25 protein-coding genes are annotated in these 23597 nt (G+C 64.4%); 19 read left to right on the forward strand and 6 right to left on the reverse strand.

Annotated elements, in window-relative coordinates; genetic code table 11:
- Window positions 1-27 precede the first annotated feature (27 nt).
- Entirely contained in the window at window positions 28-1494 is a 1467-nt protein-coding gene (gene hpnJ / locus VGG51_02925; GenBank protein HEY1881979.1) for a hopanoid biosynthesis associated radical SAM protein HpnJ, read from the forward strand.
- 32 nt (window positions 1495-1526) lie between these two features.
- Here hpnJ and VGG51_02930 read toward each other — a convergent pair whose 3' ends face one another.
- Entirely contained in the window at window positions 1527-3041 is a 1515-nt protein-coding gene (locus VGG51_02930; protein HEY1881980.1) for a hypothetical protein, read from the reverse strand.
- Window positions 3042-3123: 82 nt separating this feature from the next.
- Between VGG51_02930 and ftsY the strand changes: the two genes are divergently transcribed.
- The 5 genes from ftsY (at window position 3124) to VGG51_02955 (ending at window position 7096) form a co-directional block, all read left to right on the forward strand.
- On the forward strand, window positions 3124-4053 hold the full coding sequence (gene ftsY, locus VGG51_02935; GenBank protein HEY1881981.1) for a signal recognition particle-docking protein FtsY: 930 nt from the start codon (window positions 3124-3126) through the stop codon (window positions 4051-4053).
- A 91-nt stretch (window positions 4054-4144) separates the two neighbouring features.
- On the forward strand, window positions 4145-5185 hold the full coding sequence (recA, locus tag VGG51_02940; protein HEY1881982.1) for a recombinase RecA: 1041 nt from the start codon (window positions 4145-4147) through the stop codon (window positions 5183-5185).
- Between the two features lie 48 nt (window positions 5186-5233).
- Window positions 5234-5644, forward strand: coding sequence for a RecX family transcriptional regulator (locus VGG51_02945; GenBank protein HEY1881983.1), 411 nt, complete (start codon window positions 5234-5236; stop codon window positions 5642-5644).
- Window positions 5645-5697: 53 nt separating this feature from the next.
- Window positions 5698-6387 (forward strand): response regulator transcription factor, encoded by a 690-nt coding sequence (locus VGG51_02950; protein HEY1881984.1) that lies wholly within the window; start codon window positions 5698-5700, stop codon window positions 6385-6387.
- Window positions 6388-6400: 13 nt separating this feature from the next.
- Window positions 6401-7096 (forward strand): HAMP domain-containing sensor histidine kinase, encoded by a 696-nt coding sequence (locus tag VGG51_02955; GenBank protein HEY1881985.1) that lies wholly within the window; start codon window positions 6401-6403, stop codon window positions 7094-7096.
- Window positions 7097-7121: 25 nt separating this feature from the next.
- Here the strand turns inward: VGG51_02955 and VGG51_02960 are convergent, their stop codons facing one another.
- Window positions 7122-8030, reverse strand: coding sequence for a glycine-rich protein (locus VGG51_02960; protein HEY1881986.1), 909 nt, complete (start codon window positions 8028-8030; stop codon window positions 7122-7124).
- 233 nt (window positions 8031-8263) lie between these two features.
- Here VGG51_02960 and VGG51_02965 point away from each other — a divergent pair, with 233 nt between their 5' ends.
- The 7 genes from VGG51_02965 to VGG51_02995 are packed head-to-tail and all read left to right on the forward strand — an operon-like array spanning window position 8264 to window position 12588.
- Window positions 8264-8596, forward strand: coding sequence for a hypothetical protein (locus tag VGG51_02965; GenBank protein HEY1881987.1), 333 nt, complete (start codon window positions 8264-8266; stop codon window positions 8594-8596).
- Complete coding sequence (gene hpt / locus VGG51_02970) at window positions 8593-9105, forward strand: hypoxanthine phosphoribosyltransferase (GenBank protein ID HEY1881988.1); 513 nt, start codon at window positions 8593-8595, stop codon at window positions 9103-9105. The genes VGG51_02965 and hpt overlap by 4 nt, the downstream gene beginning before the upstream one ends.
- 27 nt (window positions 9106-9132) lie before the next feature.
- Complete coding sequence (locus VGG51_02975) at window positions 9133-10428, forward strand: glycoside hydrolase family 125 protein (protein ID HEY1881989.1); 1296 nt, start codon at window positions 9133-9135, stop codon at window positions 10426-10428.
- Between the two features lies 1 nt (window position 10429).
- Entirely contained in the window at window positions 10430-11620 is a 1191-nt protein-coding gene (locus VGG51_02980; protein HEY1881990.1) for an adenylosuccinate synthetase, read from the forward strand.
- A 30-nt stretch (window positions 11621-11650) separates the two neighbouring features.
- Window positions 11651-12121 carry a flagellar export protein FliJ gene (gene fliJ, locus VGG51_02985; protein ID HEY1881991.1) on the forward strand — a complete coding sequence of 157 codons (471 nt, stop codon included), beginning with the start codon at window positions 11651-11653 and terminating at the stop codon, window positions 12119-12121.
- A complete protein-coding gene (locus tag VGG51_02990) occupies window positions 12118-12303 on the forward strand; it encodes a flagellar FlbD family protein (protein ID HEY1881992.1) in 186 nt (61 codons plus the stop codon). Before fliJ ends, VGG51_02990 begins: the two co-directional genes overlap by 4 nt.
- Before the next feature lie 3 nt (window positions 12304-12306).
- Window positions 12307-12588 (forward strand): flagellar biosynthetic protein FliO, encoded by a 282-nt coding sequence (locus tag VGG51_02995; GenBank protein HEY1881993.1) that lies wholly within the window; start codon window positions 12307-12309, stop codon window positions 12586-12588.
- Here the strand turns inward: VGG51_02995 and VGG51_03000 are convergent.
- Window positions 12569-13597 carry a hypothetical protein gene (locus VGG51_03000; GenBank protein ID HEY1881994.1) on the reverse strand — a complete coding sequence of 343 codons (1029 nt, stop codon included), beginning with the start codon at window positions 13595-13597 and terminating at the stop codon, window positions 12569-12571. The genes VGG51_02995 and VGG51_03000 overlap by 20 nt on opposite strands.
- Window positions 13598-13774: 177 nt before the next feature.
- Here VGG51_03000 and VGG51_03005 point away from each other — a divergent pair, with 177 nt between their 5' ends.
- The 6 genes from VGG51_03005 (at window position 13775) to VGG51_03030 (ending at window position 21044) form a co-directional block, all read left to right on the forward strand.
- Window positions 13775-14161, forward strand: coding sequence for a BlaI/MecI/CopY family transcriptional regulator (locus tag VGG51_03005; GenBank protein HEY1881995.1), 387 nt, complete (start codon window positions 13775-13777; stop codon window positions 14159-14161).
- Window positions 14158-16248, forward strand: coding sequence for a pentapeptide repeat-containing protein (locus VGG51_03010; GenBank protein ID HEY1881996.1), 2091 nt, complete (start codon window positions 14158-14160; stop codon window positions 16246-16248). The genes VGG51_03005 and VGG51_03010 overlap by 4 nt, the downstream gene beginning before the upstream one ends.
- Before the next feature lie 97 nt (window positions 16249-16345).
- Window positions 16346-17131, forward strand: a complete 786-nt coding sequence (locus VGG51_03015; protein ID HEY1881997.1) for a pentapeptide repeat-containing protein — start codon at window positions 16346-16348, stop codon at window positions 17129-17131.
- On the forward strand, window positions 17128-19251 hold the full coding sequence (locus VGG51_03020) for a hypothetical protein (protein ID HEY1881998.1): 2124 nt from the start codon (window positions 17128-17130) through the stop codon (window positions 19249-19251). The genes VGG51_03015 and VGG51_03020 overlap by 4 nt, the downstream gene beginning before the upstream one ends.
- Before the next feature lie 27 nt (window positions 19252-19278).
- Complete coding sequence (locus VGG51_03025; protein ID HEY1881999.1) at window positions 19279-20094, forward strand: hypothetical protein; 816 nt, start codon at window positions 19279-19281, stop codon at window positions 20092-20094.
- 179 nt (window positions 20095-20273) lie between these two features.
- Window positions 20274-21044 carry a hypothetical protein gene (locus tag VGG51_03030; protein ID HEY1882000.1) on the forward strand — a complete coding sequence of 257 codons (771 nt, stop codon included), beginning with the start codon at window positions 20274-20276 and terminating at the stop codon, window positions 21042-21044.
- Window positions 21045-21064: 20 nt separating this feature from the next.
- Here the strand turns inward: VGG51_03030 and VGG51_03035 are convergent, their stop codons facing one another.
- The 3 genes from VGG51_03035 to argB form a co-directional block, all read right to left on the reverse strand.
- Window positions 21065-22009 carry a choice-of-anchor tandem repeat GloVer-containing protein gene (locus tag VGG51_03035; GenBank protein HEY1882001.1) on the reverse strand — a complete coding sequence of 315 codons (945 nt, stop codon included), beginning with the start codon at window positions 22007-22009 and terminating at the stop codon, window positions 21065-21067.
- Window positions 21897-22463, reverse strand: coding sequence for a choice-of-anchor tandem repeat GloVer-containing protein (locus VGG51_03040; protein ID HEY1882002.1), 567 nt, complete (start codon window positions 22461-22463; stop codon window positions 21897-21899). Before VGG51_03040 ends, VGG51_03035 begins: the two co-directional genes overlap by 113 nt.
- 308 nt (window positions 22464-22771) lie before the next feature.
- A complete protein-coding gene (argB, locus tag VGG51_03045; GenBank protein HEY1882003.1) occupies window positions 22772-23578 on the reverse strand; it encodes an acetylglutamate kinase in 807 nt (268 codons plus the stop codon).
- Window positions 23579-23597: the final 19 nt, after the last annotated feature.

Raw genomic sequence — 23597 nt, forward strand, 5'->3', positions numbered from 1 at the left:
AAAACCGTCAGACCGGAGGAGTAGTGCATGCCCGATTTTCTCAAGACATTGTTCGTGAACCCGCCAACGTTCGAAGGCTTCGACGGCGGCGCTGGGGCGCGCTATCAATGTCGCCGCGAAGTGCGGTCGTTCTGGTATCCGACGTGGCTGGCGCAGCCGGCCGCGATGGTGCCGGGAAGCCGGCTGATCGACGCACCGCCCGACGATCTGACGGTCGATCAGGTGGCGCCGCTCGCCAAGGATTACGAGCGGATCATCCTCCACACCAGCACGCCTTCGTTTAACAACGACGCACGCTTCGCGGCGCGGGTCAAGGAAGAGAACCCTAGCGCGATCGTCGGCATGGTCGGCGCGCACGTCGGGGTGCTGCCCGAACTCTCGCTCAAGCTCGCGCCGGCGGTTGATTGGGTCGGAGTCGGCGAGTTCGACTACACGTGCGTCGACGTCGCCTCGGGTAAACCGCTGCACGAGATCGACGGCTTGGCCTACCGCAAGAACGGCGAGATCGTGCGCACGGCGGAGCGTCCGATCATCACCGACATGGATGCGTTTCCTTCGGTGCTCGACGTCTATCGCCGCGATCTGACGATCCCTAACTATTTCAACGGCTACCTGCAGCATCCGTACCTGTCGCTTTATACGGGGCGCGGCTGCAAATCGATGTGCACGTTCTGCCTCTGGCCGCAGACGATCGGCGGGCACCTCTACCGGGTGCGCAGCGTCGAGAGCGTCGCGGCGGAGATGGCCCGCGCGAAGGAGCTCTTCCCCGAGGTCAAAGAGTACTTCTTCGACGACGATACGCTGACCGACAACATTCCGCGCGTCGAAGATGTGGCCCGCAAGCTCGGGCCGCTCGGGTTGACCTGGTCGTGCAACGCCAAACCCAACGTGCCGCGCGCAACGCTCGAAGTGATGAAGGAAAACGGGCTGCGCCTGCTGCTCGTCGGTTACGAGTCGGGCAACCAGCAGGTGCTCAACAACATGAAGAAGGGGACCCGGCTCGACATCATCCGGCGCTTCTCCAAAGACTGTCGCGAGCTGGGCATCAAGGTGCACGGGACGTTCATCCTGGGGATGCCGGGCGAGACCCCCGAGACGATCCAGGAGACGATCAACTTCGCCTGCGAGATGGATCCCGAAACGCTTCAGGTCTCGCTCGCCGCGCCCTATCCCGGAACCCATCTCTACAAGCAGGCGCAAGAGAACGGCTGGCTCGAGCAAACCGACGAGCTAGTGAACACGCACGGCGTGCAGCACGCGGCGCTCAACTATCCGGGCCTAACCTCGACGATGATGTTCGAATCGGTCGACGAGTTCTACCGGCGGTTCTATTTCCGTCCGCGCAAGATGTTCTCGCTGCTCGGCGGGATGATCGGCGACCGCCAGGTGATGAAGCGCCGTCTGCGCGAGGGCAAAGAGTTCTTCCAGTTCTTGCGCGATCGCAAGCGCGAGGAACGAGAAGCGCAGCGTCAGCGCGTCGCCGTCACGACGTAAGCGCGACTCCAGCGCCCTTCGCGGGGGGGCTGCTATTTGAGGGTCAGGGCCGAAACGCTATAGGGCCCCAGCGCGAGCGGGATCGTCGTGCCGACTTTCCCCAAGTTCTTACTCAGCGGCGCCACCCACTGGTCGTCTTTCGACTTATCGTATTGCGCTTTGCCGTAAACGGAGAGCGTAGCGGTGAAGCTGCTCTTGCCGGAGTTGCTGACGCGCGCCTCCACGCGAATCGGTTCGAGCGTATTGTTGAAGAGAACGAGCGCGTAACCGCCCGAGACCGAGAATCCGTACGCGCGGATGTTCGTGCCGAGCGATTTCGGCAAGCTGACGGTGCGTACTTGCGAACCGGCGGGTACCTTGTTCGCGAACAACGTCATCACGCGCGCGGTCGGAAAGGGTGTGCCGCCCGGAATCTTCGGCGTATCGCCGCAGTATTCGTAAGCGTTGGGCAGACCGTCGGAGAAGAGCGTCTCGGTTCCAAAATGCTGCCAGCCGTAAAGCTTCTTCGAGTAGTCGCCGCTCTCGTCACACTGCCCATAGGCCAGCCACCAGGTCGCCATCGGAACGCCTGCGTCTTCGAGCGTGCCGAGCATCTGCCCTAAGAACAGGCCATTGACGATCGAGACAGATTGTTTGCCTTCGTTGCCGGCATCGTTGTTGAACTCTCCGAGATAGATCGGGACGTTTTTCGAGACTCCCGCGTCATCCATCTGCTTGCGCAGGCCGTTGAGGTCGTTGGCGAAGCTGTCGACGTCCTGGCCAAGCAGCCGTTGGTCGTTATCGACATTGTACTCCGGGTAGTAGTGCAGCTCGACGAAATCGAACGGCTGCGCCTTGCTCAACACCGCGTCATTCCAGGCGGTGTCGTCAGGGGTATCGACGACGATGCCGAGCTTCGCGTTTGAATTGGCTTTCTTTACTGCGGGGTAGAAACCGGTACGTACTGCGTCGGAATATGTCGCTGGGTCGTGCGGTTTCGCGTGCAGGTCGTATTCCCACGAACCGTAGACTTCGTTGCCGACCGTCCAGTAGGGGACGCGATCGGAGTGCTGCTTCGCATAGGCGACCCATGCCGCCGCCTCGCTCGGCTCGCCTCCGCCGTTGCAGGCGCGATTGCTGCCGTAGTTAAGGGTGATCGCCACATCGAGGTCTAAGGGACGTGCCGCGTGGTGCATCAGATTGTCGAAGGTTGCTCCCGGCGTGATGTAGCCGTAGCCGTTGCAAAGCGACCCGCCGTTCTCCCAATGGTAAGCGTCGGATTCGGAACCGCCGGGAAAGCGCACGAGCTTCATAGCGGCCTTACGCAGCGACGGGTTGACGAACGACTGGCGGAAGTTCCACCACGTGCCGATCGATGCGCCGTAAACGTCGGCGGAGACGGCCGGCCCGCTCGAGCGCGCGTTGAGATCGATCACGGGCGTCGTCGCGCCGCGGACCGCTGGGTTGAAGGCGGTGCCGGGCGCCGCAGCTGGTATCGTTCGACTAGCAGAACAGGCTGTCGCGAGCAGCAGAATCAGGGAACAGCAGAGGGCCGGACGATGGCTCATCCTCCAAGTATAGCGCAGCAGATTGACCGAACGTACGTTCGCATGATAGAGTTCGTAGCGTGAGCAGGTGGGGGAGCCTCGGGTGAGCTGGCTTTCGCGGCTTCGCACCTCCCTCGGCCGTGCCCGCGAGGTTTTCTCGGCTGTCGCCCGCCTCGGTTCGCCACAGCGGCCCATATCGCCCGAGTTCTGGGACGAGTTGGAAGAGACGCTGATCATGGCCGACTTCGGCGTGCCGACGACCGCGAAGATCGTCACGGGCCTGCAGACTGTTGCGAAGCAGGAAGAGTGGAAGACGACCGACCAAGCCGTAGCGCGCTTCCGCAAAGACGTCGAGCGTTTCCTCACGCTGCCACACGCCGAACTCCAACTCGACTGCCGGCCCGCCGTGCTGCTGATCGTCGGCGTCAACGGCAGCGGCAAAACGACGACGATCGGTAAGCTCGCGATCCGCCTTCACAAAGAGCGTAAACGCGTGCTGCTGGTTGCCGCGGACACCTTTCGCGCCGCCGCCGCCGAGCAACTCGCCGTGTGGGCCGAGCGCGCTCGCGCGAGCGTCGTTCGCGGCGCCGAAGGTGCCGATCCGGCCTCGGTAGTCTTCGACGGATTGCGCGCGGCCAAAGCGCGCAATGCCGATGTGGTCATCGTCGACACGGCCGGCCGCTTGCAGACGAAGACCAATCTGATGGAAGAGCTCAAGAAGATGCGGCGGGTCATCGAGCGTGAGACCGGCGAGCCGCCGGCCGAGACGCTGCTCGTCGTCGACGGCACGAGCGGTCAGAACGCGATCTCGCAGGCGAAGCTCTTCAACGAAGCGACCCAGCTCACGGGCATCGTCGTCACCAAGCTCGACTCGACCGCGAAGGGCGGCGTGCTCGTCGCGATCGTCGACGAACTGGAAGTGCCGATCAAGCTCGTCGGCTTGGGCGAAGGACCCGACGACTTGCGCGATTTTTCGCCCGCGGAGTTCATCGACGCGCTCTTCGAAGAGAGTGCGGAACCGGCCGCGCCGTGAAACGAAAAAATTACCTATGCCAGGCACTTGGCACTCGGCCATGAGAGCGTGATAGCGTAGGGCGCTCCACCCGCTAGAGAAAGGAACCAGAATGGCTGCAGAAGACGAACGAAAAATTGCCCTGGCCAACGCGCTGACGCAGATCGAGCGACAGTTCGGCAAAGGCTCGATCATGCGCATGGGCGATTTCCAAGAGCGTATGGCGTTCGAGGTCGTTCCGACCGGCTCGATCGCCCTCGACTTGGCGCTCGGCGTCGGCGGCCTTCCGCGCGGCCGAATCGTCGAGATCTACGGCCCGGAGTCGAGCGGCAAGACGACGCTCGCCCTGCACGCGATCGCCGAGGCGCAGAAGACCGGCGGCACGGCCGCCTTCATCGACGTCGAGCATGCGCTCGATCCTAACTACGCGGCGGCCCTCGGCGTCGATCTCGACAATCTACTCGTCTCGCAGCCCGATACGGGCGAACAGGCACTCGAGATCGCCGAGATGCTCGTCCGCAGCAACGCCGTCGACGTGGTCGTCGTGGACTCGGTCGCCGCGCTGGTCACCCGCGCGGAACTCGAGGGCGACATGGGCGACGCGCACGTCGGTCTGCAGGCGCGTCTGATGTCGCAGGCACTGCGCAAACTCACCGCGGCGATCTCTCGCAGCAAGACCGTGATGGTCTTCATTAACCAGCTGCGCGAGAAGGTCGGCGTGATGTTCGGCAACCCCGAGACGACTTCGGGCGGCCGCGCGCTCAAGTTTTACGCTTCCGTGCGGCTCGACGTACGCAAGCTCGAGACGATCAAGGTCGGGCAAGACGTCGTCGGCACGCGCACGCGCGTCAAGGTGGTCAAGAACAAGGTGGCGCCGCCGTTCCGGCAGGCCGAGTTCGACATCACCTACGGCCACGGGATCTCGAAGATGGGCTCGATCCTCGACGTCGCGCTCGATCAGAACATCGTCGGCAAGAGCGGCTCGTGGTACACGTACGGGGAGCAGCGGATCGGCCAAGGTCGCGAGAACGCGAAGGCCTTCCTCGAAGAACACTCCGACGTCGCCTTCGAGATCGAAAGCAAGATCCGCGAGGCACTCAGCACGGTAGCCTCTACGAACGGGAAAGCCCCCGCCACCGCGGTCGTCGAGTAGCCTTTGCGGGCGTACTCGGCCGCGTTAGCGATGCTGGCGCGGCAGCGCTTGACCGAGGCGAAACTCTGGGAGCGGCTGGAGCGCAAAGGTTTCGACGGCGTCGCGATCCGCGATGCCGTCGAACGCTGTAAGCGCGGAGGCTTCGTCGACGATCGGCTGTATGCGGCGCTTTACGTCGAGCGCAAGCACAAAGCGGTCGGCGATGGACGGCTAATCGGCGAACTCAGCCGCAAGGGCATCGACGTCGACGCGGCCGCTGCGGCGGTGGCGGATCTAGAGGAAGACGAAGCGACGCGGTGTGCGGCGGCCTTCGCAAGGCTCGCCGGTAAGATGCCGGAGATCGCCTATCCATCCGCGGCACGGCGCTTGGAGCGCCTCGGATTTCCCGCAGCGACGATCTATCGAACGCTGCGCGAGCACGCCGCGCAGTTCGGGCCGCTCGCCGCCGACGGCGAGTAAATCTACCCGAACCGCCGTCCCACCCGTCGCCGGTCGCGGGCACTTTTTCCTTCATGCCGCTGCAGACGATCGTGGTTGCCGAAGACGACCGCGCGACTCGGGACCTCCTCACCCATCACCTCGAGCGTGACGGTTTCACGGCGCTCGGCGTCTCCGACGGGCACGCGGCGCTGCGCTACGCGCGCGGCGCAGCCGACTTGCTCGTGCTCGACGTCGGGTTGCCGGGCATCGACGGCTACGACGTCGCCCGCACGCTGCGGCGCGAGGGGCGCAACATTCCGATCGTCATGGTTACGGGCCGCGGCGACGAGGTCGACCGCGTGGTCGGCTTCGAGCTCGGCGCGGACGACTATCTCTCAAAGCCGTTCGCGCCGAGGGAGCTGGTCGTTCGGGTTAAGGCGATCCTGCGGCGCGTGGGGCAGCCCGTCGTGAAAGCGACGCCGTCACTGCGCTTCGGCCGCCTCGAAGTCGACGCGGCCGCGCGCGAAGCACGCGTCGACGGGAACGACGTCAAGCTCAAACCACGCGAGTTTGCCCTGCTGATGGAGTTTGCGAGCAACCCAGGTGTCGCGCTCTCGCGCGACTGGCTGCTGCAGCGCGTCTGGGGTTTCGATTTTGCCGGCGACGAGCGGACCGTCGACGTGCACGTCCATCGCCTGCGTGCCAAGATCGAGGAGCACTGGAAGATTCCGCCGCTGCTGCGTACCGTTCACGGATTCGGCTACAAGTTCGCGCGGCCATAGCGCACGGAGCAGCGTGCTCGATCTCAAGTGTCTCGCCGGCGCGCTCGGCGAGCGGGCCGCCCTTCCCGCGGTTCGCCACGAGCTGCGCCGGCCGCTCACGGCGATTCGCGGTTACCTCGAGACGCTGCTCGAAGAGGAGGCGGATCCGCAGACGACGCGGCGTTTTCTCGAAACGGCACGCAGCGAAGCACTCCATTTGAGTCGACTGATCGACGGCATGCTCGATCTGCCGGTGGTCGAGCTCCAACAGCCGGCACAACGCGCCCCGGCGTGCGACGTGGTCGACCAGATTCGAGTAACCATCGAAATCGTTTCGCCGATGGCGCGCAAGCGCGACGTGACGATTCGCACGCGGGCGCCGAAGCGCGCGGTCGCGCAAATCGATAGCGATGAGTGCGTCCACGCGCTCTCGAACCTCGTCGAAAACGCGATAAAACACGGCAGTGAGCACGGAACCGTCGAGGTTAGATGCCGGCGTCTCGTGCCGTTCGTCGAGGTTGCGGTCGAAGACGACGGCGACGGCGTCGATCCCGGCGATCGCGCCGCGATCTTCGATCTGGGCGCGCGCGGTGCGCGTACCGATCGCACCGGCAGCGGCATCGGGCTCGCGGTCGTCAAGGCCATCGCGCAACGGGCCCGGGGTGAAGTCTGCGTCGATTCGTCGGTGCTCGGCGGCGCGCGGTTTCTCTTACGACTTCCGTTGAAGTAGCCGCGCTACGACTGAAGTAGCCGCGCTACGACCAGTAGATAATCACCGAGCCGTTGCCTGGGGAGGCACCGCCTCGTACGTCCTTTACGTTCGTTGCGCTTGGCTCGACGAACGATGAGCCGCCGCCTCCGCCGCCCCCGCCACCGACGCCGCTGGTGCTCGTCGAGCCTCCGCCTCCGCCGCCGCCGCCGTAGTAGCCGCCGCCTGCCCCGCCGCCGCCCCCGCCGAACGTGCGGCTCCCGCCGCCATTTCCACCCATGCCGAGCTCGCCGTGCTTTCCGCGCAGGCCGCGGCTGAATCCGGTGCGCGCTCCGCCGGCGCCGCCCCGGCCGCCGGCGTCTTGGCGGCCGCCCTTCCCGCCGAATCCTTCGGAGCTGCCGTGGTACGTTGGGCCTTGACCCTTGCCGCCCGCCGTTCCGCCGCCGGCGCCTCCGTCGCCGGCGCCGTAAATCCCAAAACCGCCTCCGCCGCCGCCCCCGGCTGCGACGACGATGCGGTCGGCGAGCCTGTTTCCGCCCTCGCGAATGTCAGAGGCGCCCCCGCCGCCGCTGCCGTCGGTATCGGTGCCCCCGGCCGGACTCCTCCCACCGTCGCCGCCGCCGTTGTAGCCGCCTGTGCCCGACGGACCATTGCGCGCGCGGGCCCCGTGGCCCCCAACGAAGATCGCGAGCGTTTCGTGCGGCGTCACCGGAATCGTGGCCGTCACCGTTCCGCCGCGGCCGCCATGAGCGGTCCTGCGGTATTCGCCGGGCGCATTCGCACCGCTGGAGCCGCTGACGAGCACGACGAGCTGCGTCACGCCAGCTGGGACCCGAAAGTCTTGCTGTACGCGCTTGAAATGGAACTCTTTGCTCTTCGCGCGGGCAGAGTAGGGCGCCGCGTTCGGCGTGCTCGGCAGCGGGTGCAATCCGCACCCGACGATTAATGCTGCCATAGCGCCGGTGCCCAGCACCCGGCGGATCTTCTCAGGAGATGCCACCCGCTTCGCCCTCCAACAGCCTCTCAGAAGGAGACTTCGGTTAACTTTACCAGAAAAATCGGGATCTTGCGAGCGGCCAGCCCGTTAGGCGTGCCGCACCCGCCGGCGATGAATAACGACCGCAGACTAGGGTGTGCGGCGAGCGCGTTTGGGGGATAGCCGGGCGCACGCGTCGTAGATAACGGTCCGTGGCTATGTCACGGGTTTCGTTTGCTCATGCGAGTGAAGCCGAGCTCGCCAGAATCTTCGACTTCTACGGAATTGCGTGGCAGTACGAACCGCAGACCTTTCCGATCTCTTGGAACGAACGCGGACGCCCAGTCGAGTTTTTCACCCCGGATTTTTATCTGCCGGAGTACGATCTTTACATCGAGCTGACGTACGCTAAGCCCATCCGCAACACGCGCAAGAACCGCAAGATCCGTTTGCTGCGAACCCATCATCCGCGCATCAACGTCAAACTGTTCACCCGCCGCGATATCGAACGCGTCTTTTGGCGCTCGCACAAGCGCGCCTCATGACGGGCGAGCCGCTCTTTGATTCCCGATCGATCGCCGCGCGGGTCGCCCAGATCGGCGCGGCCATCTCGGCAGACTACGCTGACAAGCTGCCGGTCTTGGTCGGCTTGCTGACCGCCGCGGCCCCGTTTCTCTCCGACCTGATCCGGGCGGTCACGATCCCCTGCCAGATGGACGTGATCGCGGTGAGCCGGTACGGCGACGGCCAGTCGGTCGTCCTGGAGAAGGACCTGGCCATCCCCATCGAGGGGCGGCACGTGATCCTGGTGGACGATACGGTCGATACCGGAATGACGCTGCACTCGGTCGTCAAGACCCTGCTCGCGCGCGAGCCCGCCTCCTTGGCGGTCTGCGCGCTACTCGACCGGCCCCACCGCCGGATTGCCGATATAGAAATTAAGTACAGGGGGTTCGAAGTCCCCGACGTATTCGTCGTGGGTTACGGCCTTGATTATCTAGGACGCTATCGGGAGTTACCCGCATTGTATGCACACGGAACGTGGCCCGCGTAAATGGGTAAAGGTTTCCAACGATTCGCTATGGCCGCGCTGCTTTGTGCCGCGGCCACTCTGCTGTTTCCAGGCAGGCTGGTCGCGCTCGAGCTGCGCTCGATCGAAAAAGCCGCAGCGGATTATCGCAATCCTAACGGCCACTTGCAAGACATGTTCCGTGCGGCACTGCTCGACACGAGCCGGCTCGCAGAGTATGCCCCCGACGGCACGGCCTACATCGAGACCGGCGACATTCCGGCGGAATGGCTGCGCGACGCGAGCGCGCAGGCGCGCCCGTATCTCTATTTCGCCAAGGATGACGGCGACGTTCGCAGTTTGCTGCGCGCGATCATCGCGCGGATGGTCAAGTACGTGCAGCTCGACCCCTATGCGAACGCCTACACGCTGGACTACCGCGTCTGGGAGCAGAAGTTCGAGCTCGACTCGCTCGCCTATCCGACGGCGTTCGCCTGGAGCTATTGGAAGACGACCGGCGACGCGTCGATCTTCAACGGCAATTTCTCAAACATGCTCGACGACGTGCTCTCGACGATGCAGCGCGAGCAGAACCACCCGCGCAACTCGCGCTACACGCACAAAGAACTTCCGGCCGACGGCGCCGGGCGTCCGACCGGCTACACCGGGATGATTTGGACGGGCTTCCGTCCTTCCGACGACGCCTGCTACTACAACTTCCTCATCCCCTCGGAGATGTTCGCGGTCGTTGCGCTCGGCGACATGTCCGATATCGAGCTCAACGTTTACCACAACGTCGTCAAAGCGCACGAGGCGAAGGCGCTGCGCGACGAGGTGCAGCGCGGGATTCAGACCTACGGTCTCGTGCTCGTGCCCAAGTACGGCTACATCTACGCCTATGAAGTCGACGGGCTGGGGCACGCGATCCTTACGGACGACGCGAACATTCCGAGCCTGCTCGCGGCCCCGTACTTCGGCTATACGATCGCCAACGACCGCTACTACGAGAACACGCGGCGCTTCCTGCTCTCGCAGGACAACCCGTCGTTCTATCAAGGGCACGTCGCACGCGGCATCGGCAGCTACCACACGCCGGACCACTGGATCTGGCCTCTCGCGCTGATCATTCAGGGGATGACGACGACCTCGGGCACCGAAAAGCAGGACGTCCTCACGCAGCTGCTCGCGAGCGATCCCGGCGATCACCTGCTGCACGAGTCTTTCAATCCCGACAACCCGCAGCAGTACACCCGGCGCAACTTCGGGTGGCCCAACGCGCTCTTTTCCGAGTTCGTGATGACGCAGCTTCAGGGCGTGCCCGCGATTCCGATGGGCGATACCGCGGATCTCGAGTTCCGCACCGAATAGGGTGGCCTCCAAAGCCGACATCCTCCTCGGATGTCAGTGGGGGGACGAGGGCAAGGGCCGCATCGTCGACCTTTACGCGGCCGATTACGACGTCGTCGCGCGATTCGGCGGCGGCGATAACGCCGGGCACTCGATCGTCGCCGGCGAGCAAGAACTGGCACTGCGCATCGTGCCGTCGGGCGTGCTGCACGAGCACGTCGAGCTGTTCATCGGGGGCGGGACGGTCGTCAATCCTACCACGCTGCTGGGCGAGCTCGAGAGCCTAGCGTCGATCGGGGTCGATACGTCGCGCATCAAGATTTCGGATCGCGCGCACGTCGTCTTACCCTCGCACGTCGAGCGCGACGCGGCCGCCGAGCGCGAGCGCGGAACCGGCGCGATCGGCACTACGGGGCGCGGCATCGGGCCGGCGTACGTCGATCGGGTGGCGCGCAGCGGCATTCGCTTTGCCGACGTCATCCGCGGCGCGCACGCGCGCGGCGCGGGCGACGCCGAGGGAATCGAGGCCGCACGGCGGCTGAGCGAGCACGTCGTCGACGGCGTCGAGTATCTGCAGGAGCGTTTGCGTTCGAACAAGCGCGTGCTGCTGGAGGGCGCCCAGGGCTCACTGCTCGACGTTACCTACGGGACGTATCCATACGTCACGAGCTCGAACACGATCGCGGGCGGCGCCTGCACCGGCTTGGGCATCGGGCCCGGCGAGATTGGGCGCGTGAGCGGCGTTTTCAAGGCATACTGCACGCGCGTCGGTGCGGGGCCGATGCCGTCGGAACTTACCGGCGAGCGCGGCGAGCTTTTGCGGCGCCAAGGCAACGAATTCGGGACGGTGACCGGCCGGCCGCGGCGCTGCGGCTGGTTCGACGCGGTAGCGGCCCGCTATGCCGTCGGGCTCAACGGACTCGACGGCGCGATCGTCACGAAACTCGACGTGCTGTCGGGGCTCGATCGCGTCGGCATCGTCACCGGCTATCGTGCCGGCGGCAAGAGCGTTGGATTCGGTGCCGCCAATCGGACCGATCTGCAGGTCGACGTCGAGGAGATGTCGGGCTGGAGCGAGCCGATCGGCGCGTGCCGGCGGATCGCGGAGCTTCCCGAGGCCGCTCGCGCCTACGTCACGCGGCTGGGCGATGTGCTCGCCGTTCCGATCGAGCTGGTTTCGGTCGGGCGGGAACGCTCGCAGCTGGCTCGCTAGCGGGATGCCGCGGGAACTCTCTTTGGGCAGATGGCGGCGAAGTTTATATTTTCGTTACAGCCGCTGCTCGAAGAGCGGCGGCGTCGTGAAGAGTGCAATCGCCGGGCATTCGCTCGGGCGAAACGAGCGTGCGACGAAGGCGTGCGTGAGATGGAGCGGTTGAACGGTTCGCTGCGCCAGGCGGGGGTGGCGTTGTACGCATGCGCGCTCTCGGGTGAGTTCGCCGGCGCGGGCGTTGCATTTTACGATGTGCGGCTGCGCTTTCTCGCTGAGGCGATCGAAGGGCACGGCGAGCGCGTCCAGCGCTGGGGCAGCGACGCTTCGGCGGCGATGGCGGAGTTGACATCGGCGCATCGCGAGCGTTTGGTCGTCGAAAAGCTTCTCGAGCGGCGCTTGCGAGAGTTTCGGGCGGAGCAGGCGAGGCGGGACGAAATGGAGATCGACGAAGCGAATTCTCGTTTGCACGCCCTTCGACAAGCTCGGGATGACGTGATGAGATGATTACGCTCACTAGAGAGAATGGGCAGCCGGTGCTGCTGAACTGCGACCTGATCGAGACGGTCGAGGAGAACGGAAAGAGCGTGATTACTCTGACGACCGGAAATGCCGTCGTCGTCCGCGAGCGGCTGCACGAGATCGAAGCGAAGGTCGTGGAGTTCAAGCAAAAGATCTACGGCCGCTAGCGCGTGCCGGCGAGCTTCTGGGCAGCCTATACGATCAAGCTGGCGGTTCTCGCGGCGGTGCTGGGGGCGATCTACGCGCTCGCGCGGCTGCTGCGCGGCAACGCATTCTTTTGGCGCGCGGCGCAACGCCACATCGTGGTGCTCGAGAGCACGATGCTCGCGCCGAACGCTGCGATCCACATGATCCGCGTCGGGAAGCGCCACCTGCTGCTCGGGAGCGGCGGGTTGAGCAAGCTCGCCGAGCTGGAGCCCGGCGAGCTGGAAACTATACCGCGAAGTACCTAAACTGGGCGATCTTGTTCCCGGCAGTCTCGACGAGATAGATCTGGTTGTCGAGGCCGAGCGTCATCGCCGTCGGCTCGGAGTGCTTGGTTGGAATCGAAAAATAGGCCAGGTGATGCGAGCGCGTGAAGAATTGGCCGATCCGGTTTGCGGCCGTGTCGGTGAAGTAGAAGTTACCGTCGACGCCCTGCAGCACTTGGTTCGGCGTGTTCGAGCCGGTCAGCGGATATTCGGTAACCGAGCCGTTGAGCTGCACGCGCGCGATGTTGTGGCCCTTCATTTCGACGAACCAAATCGAGTTGTCGCTTCCGGCACAGATGCCGGTCGGATCGGAAAATTTTGTCGGAATCGGATATTCGGTCAAAGGCGAACCGCTTGTCGGGAGGCGGCCGATCTTATTGGTTCCCGGTTCGGTAAACCAAATCGCGCTATCGGGGCCGTTGGTGATCGCCATCGGTTTTGCGGCGCCCGTCAACTGAAACTGAGTGAACTTCACGAAGGGCTTTCTCTTCAGCTGCTCGATGCGCCAGATCGAGTTCGTGCCGGGATCGGTCACCCACATGTTGCCGTCGGCCCCGAGCGTGATGTTGGTCGGCCTCGTATTGGGAACTGGAAAGGCGTACTCGGTGTACGGTGGGCCGCCGGTCGTGATCTGACCGACCTTGCCCACCGCGCTCTCGGCGAACCAGATGTTGACGTTCGGGCCGGGGCCCGAGGCCATTCCGTACGGTTCGGACTTGCGCGTCGGGGTGACGTTTTCGGCGATTGAACCGTCGGAGACCAGCTGCGCGACCTTGGCCTTCGAAAATTCGGTGAACCAGATGTTGCCGTCGCTGCCCAGCGCGATGCCCATCGGCTGGCTCGAGGCCGTTGGAATCGGGTACTGGGCGCTGATGGTCGGGGGCGGGGTCGGCGGCGGGGTCGGGGTGCCGCTTGTGACGGGGGTACCCTTGCCGCACGCAGCGAGAAACCCGACCGCTAAAAAGGTGAAGAGGACGCGGGCCGTTGGCATAGCCCTCCCTTATTGGCAGAGCATATCCGCTTTCCCCCAATGGGCGCCTCCCAGGTGGAGAGGCTCCCCTGCTTCTAATACTAATTTCTTAGTTGACAGGTCCCGGGCGGCGCGGTAATATTCAACTAAGGATTTAGTAGAAACAATCCCAACCCCCCACCCATAGAGAAAGTACGCATGGCACGACGACGTTCGAACACCCTGACGGAGGCCGAGTTGCGGCTGATGGAGGTCCTTTGGGAGCGTGGCCGGGCCACAGTCGCCGAAATGACGGCCGCATTGCCGCCCCCGCCGCTCGCCTACAACAGCGTGCTCACGACGATGCGCATTCTCGAACGGAAAGGCTACGTCGATCACGACGAGGCCGGCCGTGCCTTCATGTACCGTCCGCTCGTCGCGCGCGAAGACGCGGCAACGAACGCCGTCGGACACCTGCTTTCACGCTTCTTCGATAATAGCGCGGGTTCGCTCGCGCTACAGCTCATCGCCAACGAACGGCCGTCGAACGACGAACTGAGCCGGCTCAAGACACTCATCGAACAGTATGAGGAGAACGGCTCATGATCGTCGTCGCCGCGACGGTACTCAACGCACTTTGGCAGGACGCGTTGCTCGTGCTCTGCGTCTGGCTGCTTCTGCGCGCGTGGCCGAGCATCAATGCGGCGACGCGTTACGTTGTCTGGAGCGCTACCCTGATGGCGGCACTCGTCGTGCCGGTCGCGACGACGCTCGCGTTCTTCACGCCGGCGCAACCGGTCGCGACGGCCGCCGGCGCCCAGGGACAGGCCGCGAGCGTCAACGCCGCGCACGAACGCGTCGCGGTGACCCCACGGCGCCCAATCCAGCACTGGGCGATGCGCGCGCCGCAGGGGCCGAGCTTGACGCGCGTGCTGCCGGCGCTGCCGGCGCGCCTGCACGTCACACTGCCGCTGCCCGTGGGGATCGCGGTCTTCGCGGCGTGGGTACTGCTGGCGGCATACGCGCTGATCGGACTGCTGATCGGCCTGCTGCGCCTCGAGCAGCTCAAGCGCGACGCGCTGCCGCTGCCGATCGAGTACCGCGATTCGATGCCGCAGTGGATCGAGGCCAACAAGGGGCGCCGCCCGGTACGCCTGTGCGTTAGCGAAGCGATCGACGTGCCGGTGGCGGTCGGCCTCTTCGACGCCATGATTTTGATTCCGCAGGCGCTGCTCGATCGGCTCTCGCCCCAGGAAGTCGAGCAGATCAGCCTGCACGAACTCGCTCATCTGCGCCGCGCCGACGACTGGAGCAACTGCCTGCAGCGGTTGATCGTCGCCGCGCTCGGCTGGAATCCGGCGGCGCTCTTCGTCGCGCAACAGCTGGAGCTCGAACGCGAAGTTGCCTGCGACGACTGGGTGCTCTCCTCGGTACACGCCGTGCGCCCGTACGCACTCTGCCTGACGAAGATGGCTGAGACAGCGGCCTGGCCGCATCATCCGATGCCGGCGCCGGGCGTCTTCACCACGCGCAAGCAGATCTCGCTGCGCATCGAACGGCTCCTCGGTACCGGCCGCGACATCGCCACGAATCTCGCGATCGGTCCGGCGGCCGCCGCGATCGCCTCAGTCGGCGCGCTCGCGCTGCTGATCGCCTTCGTCGCGCCGTCGGTTGCGGCGCCGGCATACCAGGTGGTGCAGCCGGTTAAACCGCCGGCGGCCGCCGCACACCCGGCCGTTGCCAACGCCGCCGCGTCGAGCAAAACGCAGATCGTTGCGAAGACCGAGATCGTGCGCCAACCGGCGACCCCGAGCCTCGCGCGGAGTCTTCCGGCGGCGTCCGCTCACGTGCAGCGCCAAGCGCGCGAGAGCAGATCCGTGCCGCCGGCGCCGCTTGCGCCGGCCGGCAAACCGCTGCCGAACGGCGCGATCGCCGGCGGCACCGCCAAAGCGATCGACAGGGGTATGGATATCGCGAGTAAGAGCATCGCCGACAGCACGAAGATGGCAAACGGCATCAATGCGTCGGTCGATAGCGCGATCGCGAAGAGCTTAAGCGGCACCGGTGCGACGCACGACCTCGCGCAGAGCAGCAGCGGAAAGTCGTGCGTCGGCTGCGATTTCCGCGGGGTCAACTGGGCCGGACGCGACCTGCGCGGTGCGCACTACACCGGCACCGATTTCAGCAGCGCGAACCTGCGCGGCGCGGATCTCTCCAACAGCGACCTCAGCGGCGTCGATTTCTCGCGTGCGAACCTCAGCGGTGTCTCCTTCCGGCACGCGCGCCTTTCCGGCTGCGACTTCGCGTACGCCAATCTCACGGGCGCGGACTTTACGGGCGCAACGATGACGGGGTGCCAGTTCAAGAACGCCTCGCTTCCCTCGGCAACGTTGCGCAGCATCGTCAACAGCTGCAAAGGCTGCGATTTCACCCGCGCCAATCTCTCGGGCGCGGACCTCAGCGGCGTCCGGCTGAGCGGCGACGATTTCTCGCGCGCCGATCTGCGAAACGCTAATTTCTCCGGCGCCGAACTGGTCGGTGCGGACTTTAGCCGCGCACGGCTGGACGGCGCGAACTTCAACGGCGCAACGCTCAATGCTTGCGATCTCTCGGGCGTAGACCTCTCGCACGTCGACTTCTCACGAGCCAAGCTCGTTGGAATGGACCTCTCAAAACAAAACACGCCGCGATAACCTAAGCGACCTCGTAACCCTTCCCTAACGAAATTGCCTCGCGGCCGAGGCCTGGTTTCCTGTGCCTTTCGGCCGGCTTTATAAGGAGCAAACCATCGTGAACTACTTGTTGGCTGCGATACTCTCACTGCTCTCGATCGGCACCGGAGCTGCCGTTGCGGCCGGCGGACTGCCCGCCAACTGCACGGGATGCGACTTCGGCGGACGCGATCTGCGCGGCGCCGATCTGCGCAACGTCGCCTACGTCGGCGTCGATCTCTCGGGAGCGAATCTGCGCAATGCAAACCTGCGCGGCGCAAAGCTCGTCGGCGTCGACTTCTCGCACGCCGATCTGCGCGGGGCAAACCTTCAAGACAGCCGGCTGACCGGCGTCGATTTGGACGGCGCGCAGCTGAGCGGCGCGATCTTTACCGGCGCTGTTCTGACCGGCATCAATCTACGCGGCGTGCTCACCGGGCTGGGCAGCGCCGACGCGCGCGGCCTGCTGCAGAAGTGCACCGGCTGCAACGCGCAGGGCGCCGACATCGCGGGATTTGACCTCTCCGGCATCGCGGTCGTCGGCGCTGATCTGAGCGGTGCGCACGCCGCGCGAGCGCGTTTCACCGGGGCCGAGCTCGAGGGCGTCGATCTGGCGAACGCCGATCTTCGGGGCGCCGATTTTCGCAACGCAAAAATCTGTACGCGCGATGACGACGGATCGGGCAGCGACCCGCGCAACGGACGGGTGCACTGCGTCGACCTACGCGGAGCCGACGTTGCGGGCGCGGACTTTCGCGGCGCGCTCTATTGCGAAAGCCATTCGTCGCGCACCTGCCGGCCGGTCGACGCGGCGACGCTGCGCGCCGGGTCGCGTTCCGAGCTGAGCGGGGCGATCTTGCAGTGAGACGCGGCTTGCGGGCGCTGGGGTTCGGCCTCGCGCTGGCCGCGGCCGTAACGGCTCGCGCGCTTGCCTATCCGCACCTTACGGTCGCGCAGGCGACGGATCCGCCGCTCGACCCCACGGCGCCCGCCGGCACGTGGTCGCAGGCGACGAGCTTGACGCTGCCATGGAATCCGGTCAAATCGAAGCCCGCCAGCGAGCCGACGACGGCGTACGTGACGACCGACGGCAAGGCGCTCTACGTTCGCTTCGATGCGATCCAGCACGAGCCGATCGCCGCGGAGCAGCACACCAACGACGTCGGCCAGGGGAACGACGACGAAGTCTGGATCGACCTGTGGCCCAACGGCCTAAGCGGTTATTTCTACCAGTTCTACGCGACGCCCAACGGCACGCATTACGAGTTCTCCTCGGAGAATACGGCGTATTCGCCGAACTGGGAATCGGCCGGCACGACGACCGCCCGCGGGTACACCGTGACGATGCGGATTCCGTTTGAGGTGCTGCGCAACGCGCACGGCGGCGACTGGCACGCACAGTTCGTGCGGTACGTGCGCTCGACGGGCGAGCAGCAGGTGTGGTCGTACGATAAGGTGCAGATGACGCCGGATTCTTACGGGAACGCCGACTACGCGCACGCCGGTTCGATCGAGGTTCCGAAGCTCACCGGCATCGCCTTTTCGCGTCCAAAGCCGCGCGCCGCGCTGTACGCGCTGGGCGAAGCGGCCAGCAAGACGATCGGCGGATCCACCTCGCGCGTCGGCGCCGATCTTTCGATTCCGATCACGCCGACGGCCTCGTTTTACTCGACCTTTCATCCGGACTATTCCAACGTGGAGCTCGATCAGCAGTCGATCTCGCCGACGGTCTATCAGCGCTACTACAGCGAGGTGCGCCCCTTCTTTACCCAGGCGGCAAACTTTTACAATCAGTTCAACTGCGATGCGTGTCCGAACGTGCAAGCGCTCTACACGCCCGCGATACCAACGCCGCGAGAAGGGTACGCCGTCGAGGGGAAGGCGGGGCCGATCGGCTTTGCGACCTTCGACTCGATCGGCGACGGCCGCAACGACCTCGCAAGCGCGGTCGACTATACGTCGCCCGATACGCGTTGGGGCGCGAGCATCGAGCGGGTAGCCGCGAACCTCACGGGGCTCAACGACGACGTAACCGAGACCGGCATGTATTACTCGGATCTCAAGCACATCAGCAGTTACTTCAACTATGGCGACGACAGCGGGACCAACGTGCTGGAGGGTAATCAGGCTCAGTATTACGACTTCGGCGGCGGCTGGTCGAATCAGACCTTCGGTTTCTTCGCGGCGACGCGCAAGATCGGCCAGTACTACGATCCCGTCGACGGATTTATCTCGCACCCGGGCATCGCGGGGTACGCGCTCTACGCCGCCAAGATCTTCGACTTCACCGGCGACAGCAAGCTGGTCTCGATCGGCGCGTCGGGATTCGTGGATCGCTATCAGGGGCCGACGATGGGCAGCGCGCAGAGCGACAATCAGTTCCTCGTCGATATCTTGACGAAGCGCGCGTTCGATCTGCAGCTCTTTACGGGGTCGAATTATTGGCGTTTCGGGGACATCCTGACGCCGATCACGCAGAACGGCGGTTTTTCGTTCACCTACGACAGCGGCTTGCAGACGAACAATCCGGGACAGTTTCCGTATCACGGCACCTCATCGAATCCGACGACGCTCAGCTACAACACCGGCCGGTACGGCGAAGGTCGGCTCGACACGTGGTTTCGCAGTACGACGATTCGCGTCGGCAACCGCGGCGCGCTGACCCTAGCGCTCGACGACACCGCGCAGTGGCAGCCGGCGCCGCTGCAAAACAACATACAGTGGTTCGAGAGCCTCAGCTACGCGTACCAGATCGGCTACAATTCTTCGCTCGCGATCGGCCTGCGCCAGGTAATCGGCGATCCTCCAATTCCCAACGGCGGCGGTAACTGTATGGGACGCTGTTCGAACGTCTCGGTTGCGTACCATCTGCGCTTGCGCAGTAGCGAGCTCTACATGGCATACGGCAACCCCAACACGCTGACGACCGTTCCCCAAGCGATTTTTAAGGTTATTTTCTACGCGGGCGCGCAGAAGGGGACGTAAGGGCCGCACGTAAAGAGAGGCTCTAAGATGCTGCAGGTTGCGTTCGTAATTGCGGCCGTGACGACTGCGGCGAGCCCCTCGCCGCCGCCTCAGATTTACCACGTCATTACTCGCCCGCTGTGCAGCGAACTAAGCCAGCGGATCAAGCCGGCGATCGGCATGATGATGCAAAACGACTCGAACATCAAAAAGAGTCCGGATCTCTTCAAGGCGTACAACAGGGCGGCGCTCTACGGAAACGATCCCAGCGCCGGCGGCGGCGGACAAAACGAGCCCGGCGCCGACCCGGGTTCGAACGGCCCGCAGAACATGGCGCTGCTCGGCCTCGAGAACCTGGTGCGGCCGATCGCCAACAACATCATCGCCATCCAGACCGCCCTCGACAGCCCCGAACTGATGCACGGAAGCGGCCTGCCCGAGGACGACAAACGGCTGCAAGAGATTCGCGCGAGGCTGCTCAAGGCGCTCGCCACGCAGAGTGCATCGCTCGACATCATCAGCGGCTTCGTCGACACGCAGCAGATGGCCGATCTCCAGCATGCGGGCCAAGGTTATATCTCGTCGATGAATCAGCCGGACACGACCAAGGGCGTGCCGACGCAGCCGTCGCCGAATCCGCTGACGACGAACCCCGACTACGCGGGCCTGCCGCCCAATCCATACACGATCGATCTAGCCAACGTTCCCGGCTTGACGCTGGGCTATAACCCGGTGACGCGACTCGTCGACGCCCTGCACTGGACGATCGACCAAACGCAGGCTCAGGAGAACCAGGCGGCCACGGCGGTCATGTCGGGCGCGGCGCTCTGCCAATCGATTCCGCTGGCATCGCCGCCGCCCTAAACGGGAAAGAGGAAGACGGAAGCCCTGGGGGCCGATAAAATCTCCAGGGCTCCCGCGCCGTTACCTGTTCGGTCGAGCTTGGATTGCCCTACCAGCCAAGCTGGCTATCCCCTGCTGAGCGGCGTTCCCTGTGCCTCGTGCAAGGTTGACGCGCCCGTGCTGCCAACGTACTGCCGCTGATGCTCGACGTCGGCTGGCAAGCGTGGCTCGGTCTTTTACTTGTTGGGATTATCGTCTATTTCGTTCTCGACGCGCCGGGCAATCCCAACAGCCTCGGTCAGAAGCTCCTTGGCCTTTGGCGCAATCTCCTCGACCGCTTAGCGGTTCCCGTAGGCGAGCTGCCGTCACCCCAAGAGCGCGCCGAGCGAGCCGGGCGCCTAAAATCCGAATATCCCGGTCTAACCGACGACATTGTCGCCGCATTTTTATTCGGTCAAGCAAGCGCCTTGACGGCGACGACCGCTGAGGGAACTCGGCGGTACGAAGCGAGGGCACTCGCGCAGGTCGGTTTGGCGGCTGCTGCCGTGGTCTTGCTGCCGTTGTGCGCATTTAAGGCCGACGCAACGGCGCAACCGACGGGATTTTTCGGATTTGGCCTGTTTCTGCTCTTCGTTTCGAGCGTCGTCAGCGCAGTCGCGCTGATGCCGCAGCGGTGCCGTCCGCCTGTGGTCGAAGTTTACAACTCGGCAGAGACGTGTGAGGTGAAGGAACTCAAGGCACCGGTCACGCTCGAGCTTACCGAAAGCGTGCTGCTCTACAACCGAAAGCTGGAGGCCGTTCGCATAAAGAAAGGCCGTTGGCAAGGCGCCGGCATCGTCGTCGCGATAAGTGCGATATTCTTTCTGCTGCTCAACTTCCAATTTGGTGCAGCGAACCGTACGGGAGTGGCTCCCGGACATGTGAACTGCCCGCCCAACGATCCAATCTTGTGCAAAAGGATCGATCAGTAACGCTTAACGAGCGTTCGCGATCAGGGCGTCAATTCGAAGACGGTTCCAAAGCCGCGAGCGCCGAGAAAGCATCCGCCGTGACAGTGGCCTCCGGAGGCGGTGACGCCGAAGAGCGTTCCGTTTACGTCTAGCAGGTTTCCCGTGGGCTCGGCGCCGTCATGGCCGCCCAGAAATCCGCGTAGGATGGCATAGCCGCGACCGGACGTGCTGAGCCGAAAGACGCTTCCACACCCGTAGCCCTCACAATCGCCCTTAGCGCCGGCGCCCGTCGTGCCATAAAGTGTGTCGCCGACGGCAATCAAACTGTTCGGACCCGCTCCGTCCGATCCGTGCGCGAAACGATGTAGAACACGTTCGCGGCCCGATGCGCTCACCTCGAAAACGATCCCGCAGCCAAAGCCAGTGGCGACGCATACGTGCCCACCGCCGCCGCCGGTGGTACCGTAAAGCTTACCGTTCACGGTGACGAGACTTGCATTTGGAGCCACACCGTCCTCGCCGCTTTTGAACCGGTACAGCACTTTATATTGATTGCCTGAAGGTCCGATCGCAAAAACGGTCCCGCACCCCAAATAACACGACTGCAAGTTACGACCGCCGCCGTTGGTGGTACCGTAAAGGAATCCGTTCATCGCCGTCAGGCCGGCATATGGGTAGCCGCCGTCGCGCTTCTGGTTTGTGCCGCCGCCTGTGAATCGGTGAAGTACCCGTTCCGTACCCGACGTTGTGACGCTGAAGACGATCCCACACCCGTGGGTATTTTGGCTGTTGCACTTCTTGCTGCCGCCCTGACTGGTGGTACCGTAGAGCACGCCGTTGACGGCAATGAGACCGGCTTTGGGAAAAGCACCATCACCGGCGGGCTGCCCTTTGAAACTGTAGATAACGCTTTCCGTGCCGCTGCTCGGATCGAACGCAAAGACGGTCCCCGCGTTGTTTTGACCCCCCGTCTGCCGTCGTGCCATAAAGCGAGCCGTCCATCGCGAGCAGGTTCGCTAAGGGAAACCAACCATCGGGAGCGCCCTTGAACCGGTAGAGCACGTGTTCTTCGCCCGTGGGGGTGATGCGATAGACGGTCCCGCATTTGTCAGGATATTTGCAGCCTTTCGCGCCGCCGCCGGCGGCCGTCGTTCCGTAAAACACGCCGTTGAGGGCGACGAGACCCGCCGCGGGATCTTGACCGTCCCGGTGAGTGTACCCCTTAAACCGGTAGAGCACGCTTTCGGCGGAGGTGGTTTTGAGCGGCGCGAGCAGCGTCTTTGCTGCGGGGACGACGGGATTGACGGCCGCCCCGCACGCCGCTAAGAGCGCCGCACAGAGGCCGGCGCCGGCGATCTTGTTGAGATTATTCATGCCGTCTCCCATGTAAAACGCACGCTCGCGACGTCCCTGAGGAGTCGAGGCCCATTCCGGGTACATGGTGTCACTTCGTGGAGCCGGAGTGAAGGCCCATTAGTCCCTCGATGCGCTGGGCCTACAAGCGCGGACGGCATCGCTGACGCATGCGGGGAACGCGTACCGCAATCTGCTCGGGGGCGATCTCGGGAATAAAACGAGAGGCTCAGGAAGTAGGTCCCCACTTTTGTCAGACCCGAGTCTCTCGTTAAGAAGCCCGCACAGAGGTCCGTGCTCGTGCGACGATTGCTACCCCATACCGTCGCGCACGTCGCCTGAGAAGGCTCGTCTAAGGAACGATCATCGGCCGAGAATGGTTCCCATCCTTAACGTCATGCGGCGACGATCGTGCAGTCGCCGGAGAGGGCGGACGAAATTGGGTTGGCGGTGATCGCGCAGATGTAGGCGGCGGTTGCACCGTTGCGGGCGGCAGCCGCAGCCGCGAGGAGTTTGGGCTTCATGCTGTTGCGGCATGCGCTCGTGTGCGCGAAGGTCGATGCTTGATCGGCGGTGAGCCGGTCGATGCCCGAGGTGGGGTCGTCGACGTCGCGCAGCACGCGCGGAACATTCGTGACCAGCAGGAACGCGTCGGCCGCAAGTGCGGCCGCGATCGCGCCGGCGGCGAGATCGGCGTTGACGTTGTAGGCGTGGCTGGCGTCTTGCGCGATTGCAAGCGGCGCGACCACCGGCAGAAATCCCGCAGCGAGCAGCGTTTGGATGAGCTTCGGCTCGACGCGCGCGATCTCGCCGACATAGCCGAGATCCTCGCCGTTGATTCCCTGCGCGCGGCGGCCGATCAGCGTTCCGCCGTCCTGACCCGAGATGCCGGCCGTGGGAAGCCCGAGGATCGTGCACGCGCGCACGAGGCGCTTGTTTAAGCGGCCGCAGAGCACGGCTTCAGTTACGTCGAGGGTCGCGGCGTCGGTGACGCGCTGGCCGTCGATGCGTTCGCTCTCGACGCCCCGCTGCGCGAGCGCGGTATCGATCTCGGGGCCGCCGCCGTGCACGAGCACCACCGCCTGCCCGGCGCGCCAGCGGGCGGCGACCTCGGCCAGCAGCGGGTCGGGCCCTGTGGGCGGCCCGGCCATCGCGTTGCCGCCGTATTTCACGACCAGGGTGGTTGCATAATCATGCGCCATGTGCATAAATATACACGAC

The organism is Candidatus Cybelea sp. (assembly GCA_036489315.1).
In the GTDB taxonomy this organism is placed as follows: domain Bacteria; phylum Vulcanimicrobiota; class Vulcanimicrobiia; order Vulcanimicrobiales; family Vulcanimicrobiaceae; genus Cybelea.